Origin of the sequence: Corynebacterium mendelii, assembly GCF_017307055.1 — a bacterium.
GTDB classification, from domain to species: domain Bacteria; phylum Actinomycetota; class Actinomycetes; order Mycobacteriales; family Mycobacteriaceae; genus Corynebacterium; species Corynebacterium mendelii.
This window is the reverse complement of sequence record NZ_JAFLEQ010000012.1, coordinates 41,022-48,908: the sequence shown is the minus strand read 5'-3', so window position 1 is coordinate 48,908 and position 7,887 is coordinate 41,022. Positions and strand designations below refer to the sequence as shown.

Sequence of the window (7,887 nt, the reverse complement as noted above, 5' to 3'; positions counted from 1 at the left end):
CCACCGCCGGTGACGGCGGACCATGGTCAGGCGGTGCCATCTGTGGCGGAGTGTTGTTCCTTTTCCGCCTTTGCGCGGGCGTCTTCTTCACAGAGTTGGCGCGCCCGCTGCTCCTCATACTCCCATTCGGCCCGCAACTCGGGGATCCTGTCCTCGGCGAATTCCGGGAGTCCGCTGCTGACCCGGATGGCGTTGACCAATGCCAGGGCATCCTCGAACTCACCGAGGCTGTCGACAAGGGCGTAAGGGGTTCTGGTGTTGCTGCTCATTGTGGTTCTTTCTCCCTGATTGTCTTGTTGTTCCGGCGCACGGCAACAGATGGCGCGTTTGCCGGCTGCCCGGTGTCTGCCGGGCGGGGATTGATGGTTGTTGATGTCAACTGTATGCCCACCCTCCGAGACCTCCTTCCCTTTTTGTCGCTTCTGTGTTTGATCGCCTGCGCCGGCGGTGGGGCACCACCCACCGTTACCGGTGCGGCGCGGGCGGCTCGTAGACTTGGCAACCATGCCCGAAGGTCACGTCATCCACAGGCTCGCCACCCAGATCACCAGTCAATTCGGCGGGAAGGTTCCCGCGGTGTCCTCGCCGCAGGGGCGTTTCGCCGCCGAGGCTGCCCGGGTGGACGGTGCAGTGCTGGCCGGGGCATCAGCGTGGGGCAAGCATCTGTTCATCGACTTCGACTCGGATATCCCGGACCACATCATCCACATTCATCTGGGGCTGATCGGCAAACTGCGTGTCAGGCCGCTGGCCGATCCGGTCGGTCATGTTCGTCTGCGGATCGCCGATGACCGGCAGGCCGCCGATCTGACCGGCCCCCAGTGGTGCCGGCTGATCACCGGGGAAGAGCAGGCGGCCGCGGTGGCGAAACTGGGGGCCGATCCACTGCGCGCCGATGCCGATCCGGAACCGGTGTGGAAAAAAGTGGCGGCATCTTCCCGCGCGATCGGGGATTTGCTGCTGGACCAGGCGCTGTTTGCCGGGGTGGGCAACATCTACCGGGCGGAAGTGCTCTTCCGCCACGGGATCCGGCCGTCGCGGCCGGGCACACAGATCAGGCGCCGTGAATTCGACGCCATCTGGGATGATCTGGTGTCCCTGATGGCCGATGGGGTGGCGGTGGGTCGGATTGACACTGTCCGCCCCGACCACACCCCGGAGGCGATGGGCCGCCCGCCGCGGGAGGATGCCCACGGCGGTGAGGTGTATGTCTACCGGCGGGCCGGCCAGCCCTGTCTGGTGTGCGGCACACCGGTGGCGGTCACAAGCGTCAAAGGCAGGAACCTGTTTTACTGCCCCGCCTGCCAGCGGTGACAGGATGGTGGCCGGGGCCGCCCGCGCCCGGCCGGCCCACCCCATTGGTATGATGTGAAAACTGGCTTAACGGCAACTGATAGACTCCGGAGAGTCCCGGCGTGGCCGACCGGTGCCGCAGGCACCGGCGGGCCGGGGAGAAAACGGGAATGACCAATGAAGGAGATGGGGCAGCTATGGTGGCTCGCGACAAGACTGTCACGGAGTGGTTGGTGGCGTTCGTCAGGCAGCATATCGCCCCCCGTGATCCGCAGGTATTCGACCCCAATGATCCGGAAGGGCACTGGCCGCCTTTCCCGCCCGACTGCCTGGCCGACAGCCCCCTTCCGGCCGCAGCCGCGGATGCGGCGGCAACCGCCGCCCGGGTCAGCCATGAAGCTCATTTTGACGGCCTGGCCGATGCGCTGCTGCAGCTTGCTGCGGTGGCCCGGCTGATCACCACCGATGAGGTCACCGGCCAGGCGGCACTGTATTCACCCTCCACCCGCAATGCCCTGGAGATGGTGTTCACCCTGGCGGTGCGTATCGCGGAGGAAAAACAGGCCAAAATCATCATCACCGACCAGGAGATCGCCCGGCTGCTCGACGAGCTGGAAACAACCGGGCCCCGCTAGGGTGCGGTCCGGGCACGCCGGGCGCTAGCGCGCCCGCCCGAAAATGTGGTCGACCACCGCCGCCGCGGTTTGTTCGGCCGACAGCAGCGCACCGTTGAAACTGGCCGAATGGCACCAGTCGCCGCAGACACTCACCCCGCCGTCGACGGTCGGGGTGCGGGCCGGTCGGCCGGGCTGCTGGAACACCAGGGCGTGGGGGAGATCATCGCGGGCCAGAAGATCCCAGCCGCGGGTGTCGACCCCGAGAATATCGGCCACGTGGCGGCGCACCTCGTGTTCTGCCACCTCCGCCGGATCGGTGCTGCGCCCCCAGGCCGCGGTGGCCTGGATCAGTGATGTGCCGGGCGGGGCCAATGCCGGGTTGATGTTGGACATGACCACCGTCGAGGACAACGGCCCGGAGCGGGTGGTATCGATCATCGGCTGCTTCGACGGGTGCGGCTGGCCGTCAACGGCAAACCACCAGGTGCTCAAACCGTTCATGGGTACCGGCGTGGTGCCCATAAGCCCTGCCGCCCCATCCGGGTCACAGGCGACAACCACCACTTTTGCGGTCATGGTGCGCCCGTCGGCCAGGGTGACCGACGGTGTTGTCTCATCCCGGTTGACGGCCACGACTTCGGTTCCGGTGAGCACCTGCGCCCCGGCGGATGTCGCCTGACAGGCCAGGTAGGCGGGAATCGCGGCGATACCGCGGCCGGGAATCGCGGCCCGGCCGGCCAGAAACAGCCAGCCCATCACCCGGGCGAACTCGTTGGAGGTCTGTGCCGACCAGTCGGTGAACAGGGCGGAGAAAAACGTGTCGAACACCCGGCGCATCGGCCCGGTCAGGCCGGCTTTGTCCAGGCCTTCTTCCAGGGTGCAGTCCGGGTTGCCGGTGGGGAAACTGTAGGTGCGGGTACTCGCCAACTGCGGGTCGAACCATTTGATGCAGGCGGCCACCGACGGGGGATCGACCAACCCGGAGGAAAACAGGCTGGTCAACCGCTGCGGATGGTGCAGCGGGGAGGCCAGTGACACCAGCCGCGGTGGCTGACCCTGTTTTTTGCCCGGCACCCGGAAACAGGCACCGGTGTCGTAGTAGTGCAAATCCAGGGCAGCATAGTCGAGCGCTTTCTCCGCCTCCGGGTACTGCGGGTTGAACACATGGAAGCCCTCGTCGACGACGAAGCCGTCGATCAGGCGGGTTTTCTGCCGCCCGCCGATCTGCGGGTCCTTTTCGACCACGGTCACCGACAGCCCGTCAGCCGCCAGAATGCCGGCCGCCCGCAGCCCGGCCGCACCGGCACCGATGATGATGACGTCTGCCTCCATGGCGTGTGGATCAGCTCCTCGCAAAAAATAGGGGTCAGCCCCACCCGGGGCCCGGCGCCGGGACAGCCCCGGTGCAACGGGAGTTCGCGGGGACAGTCTATCCCACCCCGCCGGGCGGGCGGAAGCATGTTCACCGGGGGAACCGGCCCGTTTTTTCCACCCTTCAGCTCTTTTTGGGCGGGGTGGTGGCATCCATGGTGGAACGGTTGTTGGCCCTCAGCACCGCCCCGGCGGCCAGCCGCCCGGACACCAGCGCCCCGTTGAGGGTGGCTGAATGGCACCAGTCACCGGCGAACACCACATTGCGCAGCGTCTGCGGGGCGCGTGGCTCACGGCCGGGCAGCTGGGTGGGCAGCGCCCGGACAATATCGTCGCGGACAATCAGCTCAAAGTGGCCCGGATCCATGCCCCAGATGAAACTCATGTGGTCCAGGGCTTCCCGGTCGGTCAGTGCCCGGTGGTTTTTGATGATCGCCGAGGCCTGCACCAGATGCTTTCCCACCGGCGCCAGATTCGGGTTGGTGTTGCTCATTACCACCGTATTGACAAGTGGCCCGCGGGCATGCGGATCCATGGTCAAATGTTTGCCTTCCGGCGGCTCATCGGCGGCGTACCACCACGTCGACAGTCCCCGCATCGCCGGGGCTGTGCTGCCGAAAGTGTCGGCGGCGGTAACGGCGTCAGTGGCGATGACCACATGGTTGGCGGTAATACTGTCACCGTCGACGACGGCAACCACCGGCCGGTCGGCGCGGGATTCATCCACCCCGGCCACAGCGGTGGAGAAACAAAACCGCACCCCGAGCTGCTGCGCCCGGTGGACCAGCTGTTCGGCAATCATGCCGATACCGCGCACCGGCAGCGACGGCTGCCCGGCGGTGAAAGCCTTGAGCATGCATTTGGCGTACGTCGCCGAGCTTTCCCCCTTGTCCTCGCCCAGCACCCCGGCGAAAAACATGATGAGCAGCTGTTTCGACGACTCCGGGAAACCGGCCCGGTCCAACGACTCGCTCAGCGGCATATCCGGTTCATCACCGGGAAAGGGATAGGCGGAGCGGGTGTTGATCGCCGGAAGCATCCACCGCAGGGCGCCGCGGGCGGTATCCAGGCTGAACATTCCCTGCCGCGCGGCGGTGACCAGGGTGGAGGCGGTGACCAGGGGATTGAACCCCGGTTTGGCGAACAGCGCCAACGGTGCTTCCGGCTGGTCTTTGACCGCCAGCCCGGGGGCCAGGGGATGCAGATCCAGGGCCGGGATATCGAGCATCATCGCGTTTTCCGGGTACACCGGATTGAAGGTGTGGAACCCCTCATCCAGCAGAAAACCGTCAATGGTGCGGGTGTGGGCGCGGCCACCGGCATGATCGGCGGCCTCCAGCACGAGCACTTCCCGGCCGGCCTGGGCCAAGTGGATGGCGGCAGCCACACCGGCGGCCCCGGCACCAACAACAACGACGTCAGCATCCATGTGTGTTCAACGACTCCTCGCCACCGGACGGGCGGGTAAAAAACCAGTGTGCCGGTGGTTGCGCACACACCAGCCTGCCGTGAACAACATTAGCCAGTGTGCCGCGTGTGGCGCACCCCTGTGCGCCACACGCTGCGGAAATAGCCGTGACAGCTGATCAGCCGACGACGATATTGACGATTTTTCCGGGCACCACAATCGTCTTGCGGATTTCTTTGCCGTCCACATGGGCCCGCACATTGTCCTGGGCCAGCGCCATGTCGACAATGCTGTCTTTGTCGGCGTCGACCGGAACTTCCATGGTGGCCCGGACTTTGCCGTTGACCTGGACCGGGTAGGTGACAGTGTCATCGACAAGCCACTTGTCGTCGTAGTCGGGGAAGGGCTCGTAGGCCAGTGAAGTGTCGTGGCCCAACCGCTGCCACAGCTCTTCACAGATGTGCGGGGCCACCGGCGCGAGCATCAGCACCGCGGGGGCGACCGCGTCGACGGGTGCGCCCGCGGGATAGGTTTTGGTCAGGTAGTTGACGTATTCGATCAGTTTCGCCACCACCGTATTCAGCCGCAGGTTCTCGTAGTCGTCGCGGGCACCGGCAATGGTGCGGTGCAGTTTCGCCGCATCCCCGTCGGTGAGTTTATCGGCGGTGACCACGCACCGGCCGGTTGTTTCATCAACCACCAGCCGCCACAGGCGCTGCAGGAACCGCTGCGCGCCGATGACGTCTTTGGTCGCCCACGGCTTCGACTGGTCCAGCGGACCCATCGACATCTCGTAGACGCGCAGCGTGTCGGCACCGTATTCGGCACAGAAATCATCCGGGGCGATGGCGTTTTTCAGCGACTTGCCCATCTTGCCGTATTCCTGGGTGACTTTTTGGCCGTCGTAGAAGAATTTGCCGTCTTTTTCTTCCACTTCAGCCGCCGGCACACACATGCCGCGGGAATCCCGGTAGGCGTAGGCCTGAATGTAGCCCTGGTTGTACAGCCGGCGGTAGGGCTCTTTGCTTGTGACATACCCCAGATCAAACAGAATCTTGTGCCAGAAGCGTGAGTACAAAAGGTGCAGCACGGCGTGTTCCACACCGCCGACATAAAAGTCGACGCCACCGGGATCGTTGGGGCCGTGGATATCCGGGCGCGGCCCCGTCCAGTAGGCCTCGTTGTCTTTGTCGCAGAAAGCCCGGTCATTGTTCGGATCAATGTAGCGCAGCTGGTACCAGGAGGAGCCGGCCCACTGCGGCATGACGTTGGTGTCCCGGGTGTAGGTTTTCGGCCCGTCACCCAAATCCAGTTCCACCGTCAACCAGTCTTTCGCTTTCGCCAGCGGCGGGTGCGGCTCGGAATTTTTGTCCTCCGGGTCGAAGGAGACCGGCTTGTAGTCGTCGACTTCCGGCAGGGTCACCGGCAGCATGGATTCGGGCAAAGCGTGCGGCAGCCCGTCGGAGTCGTAGACAATCGGGAAGGGCTCGCCCCAGTAGCGCTGGCGGGCAAACAGCCAGTCACGCAGTTTGTACTGGATTTTCTTGGTGCCCACACCCTTGTCTTCCAGCCAGGCGATGGTCTGTGCGATCGCATCAACCTTGGCCAGCCCGTTGATGTCCAGGCCGGAGTCGTTGGCGGAATTAACCGCTTTCCCGGATTCGGTGTAGGCGGCCTGACTGGTATTGCCGCCTGCCACGACCTCCACTATCGGCAGGCCGAAAACGGTGGCGAATTCCCAGTCGCGGTCGTCGTGGGCGGGAACAGCCATAATCGCGCCGGTGCCGTAGCCGGTGAGCACATAGTCGGCGATGAACACCGGGATTTTCTCACCGTTGACCGGGTTGGTGGCGTATGCGCCGGTGAACACACCGGTTTTGTCCTTGTTTTCCTGGCGTTCCAGCTCCGATTTCGCGGCAATCGCCGTCCGGTAGGCGGCCACGGCCGCTGCCGGAGAAGCTTCCCCGAATGTCCACCGGCTGTCGATGCCGTCGTAGCTGCCGGTGCCGCCGGCCACCAGGTCATCGACCAGCTCGTGTTCGGGGGCCAGCACCATGTAGGTGGCGCCGAACAGGGTGTCCGGGCGGGTGGTGAACACAGTGAGTTTGTGGCCCTGGCAGGTGAAGTCGACCTCTGCGCCCACCGACCGGCCGATCCAGTTGCGCTGCATCGCTTTCACCTTGTCCGGCCAGTCCAGGTATTCCAGATCGTCGACCAGCCGGTCGGCGTAGGCGGTGATCCGCATCATCCACTGCGACAGTTTCTTGCGGAAGACCGGGAAGTCGCCGCGCTCTGATTTACCCTCGGCGGTGACTTCCTCATTGGCCAGCACGGTACCCAAACCGGGGCACCAGTTGACCATCGACGAGGAGCGGTAGACCAGCCGGTAGCGGTCAATGACCTCTGCTTTCTGGATGCGGTCCAGGCTGGCGTAGTCGGTGGTACCGAACTGGTCGGCCAGTTCCGCAGGCACCGGGCGGGCACCGGATTCCAGCAGCGGGATCAGCTCGTCGATGTGGCGGGCCTTGTTTTCTTCCGGGTCGAACCACGAGTTGAAGATCGTCAGGAAAATCCACTGGGTCCACCGGTAGTAGTCCGGGTCGGTGGTGGCGAAGCTGCGGCGCTTGTCGTGCGCCAGGCCCAGAAGATCGAGCTGGCGTTCCATATTGGCGATGGATTCCTTGGTTTTCACCGCCGGGTGGGTGCCGGTTTGGATGGCGTACTGCTCGGCAGGCAGGCCGAAAGCGTCGTAGCCCATGGTGTGCAGCACATTGGTGCCCAGCATGCGGTGGAAACGGCCGAACACATCTGTTGCGATGTAGCCCAGCGGGTGACCGACGTGAAGCCCCACCCCGGAGGGGAAGGGGAACATGTCCTGCACGAACAACTTGTTGTCCGGCACCTGAACACCGTCGGCCGGCGCCAGATCGCCGACAGGGTTCGGGGCCTGAAAGGTGCCGTTGTCGCGCCAGTAGCTCTGCCAGGTTTTTTCGATCTTCCCGGCCAGCTCCGGTGAGTAACGGTGTGCGGGAACTTCACTCGGTCTAGTCATGCCAAAAAGAATAGTCAACCTGTGTGAAACCCCCTGACACCACCCGCGGATTTCCTTGCCGCCCCGGCCGGCACAACCACAGGCATCCGGTGGGGGCGGACAGACGGGAAAACACCTGTCACGCCCGGCGCGCCCGGCGGGTGGTC

Annotated in this window: 6 protein-coding genes; 2 read left to right on the top strand and 4 right to left on the bottom strand. The window is 64.6% G+C overall.

Annotated features, from left to right (window positions below; all coding sequences use genetic code 11):
- Nucleotides 1–26: 26 nt before the first annotated feature.
- The gene (locus JZY06_RS07245; protein ID WP_207278892.1) at nt 27–269 is read right to left on the bottom strand and encodes a hypothetical protein; all 243 of its coding nucleotides are present in this window, start codon (nt 267–269) and stop codon (nt 27–29) included.
- 235 nt (nt 270–504) lie between these two features.
- Here JZY06_RS07245 and JZY06_RS07240 point away from each other — a divergent pair, with 235 nt between their 5' ends.
- The gene (locus JZY06_RS07240; protein WP_207278891.1) at nt 505–1,314 is read left to right on the top strand and encodes an Fpg/Nei family DNA glycosylase; all 810 of its coding nucleotides are present in this window, start codon (nt 505–507) and stop codon (nt 1,312–1,314) included.
- A gap of 176 nt (nt 1,315–1,490) precedes the next feature.
- The gene (locus tag JZY06_RS07235; protein ID WP_207278890.1) at nt 1,491–1,928 is read left to right on the top strand and encodes a hypothetical protein; all 438 of its coding nucleotides are present in this window, start codon (nt 1,491–1,493) and stop codon (nt 1,926–1,928) included.
- Between the two features lie 24 nt (nt 1,929–1,952).
- On the opposite strand, the gene JZY06_RS07230 is transcribed toward JZY06_RS07235, so the two are convergent.
- The 3 genes from JZY06_RS07230 to leuS all read right to left on the bottom strand — a co-directional run bounded on the left by JZY06_RS07230 (nt 1,953) and on the right by leuS (nt 7,741).
- Entirely contained in the window at nt 1,953–3,242 is a 1,290-nt protein-coding gene (locus tag JZY06_RS07230; protein ID WP_207278889.1) for an NAD(P)/FAD-dependent oxidoreductase, read from the bottom strand.
- 163 nt (nt 3,243–3,405) lie between these two features.
- Nucleotides 3,406–4,710, bottom strand: coding sequence for an FAD-dependent oxidoreductase (locus tag JZY06_RS12490; protein WP_207278888.1), 1,305 nt, complete (start codon nt 4,708–4,710; stop codon nt 3,406–3,408).
- Nucleotides 4,711–4,867: 157 nt separating this feature from the next.
- Entirely contained in the window at nt 4,868–7,741 is a 2,874-nt protein-coding gene (leuS, locus tag JZY06_RS07220) for a leucine--tRNA ligase (RefSeq protein ID WP_207278887.1), read from the bottom strand.
- Between the last annotated feature and the right edge of the window lie 146 nt (nt 7,742–7,887).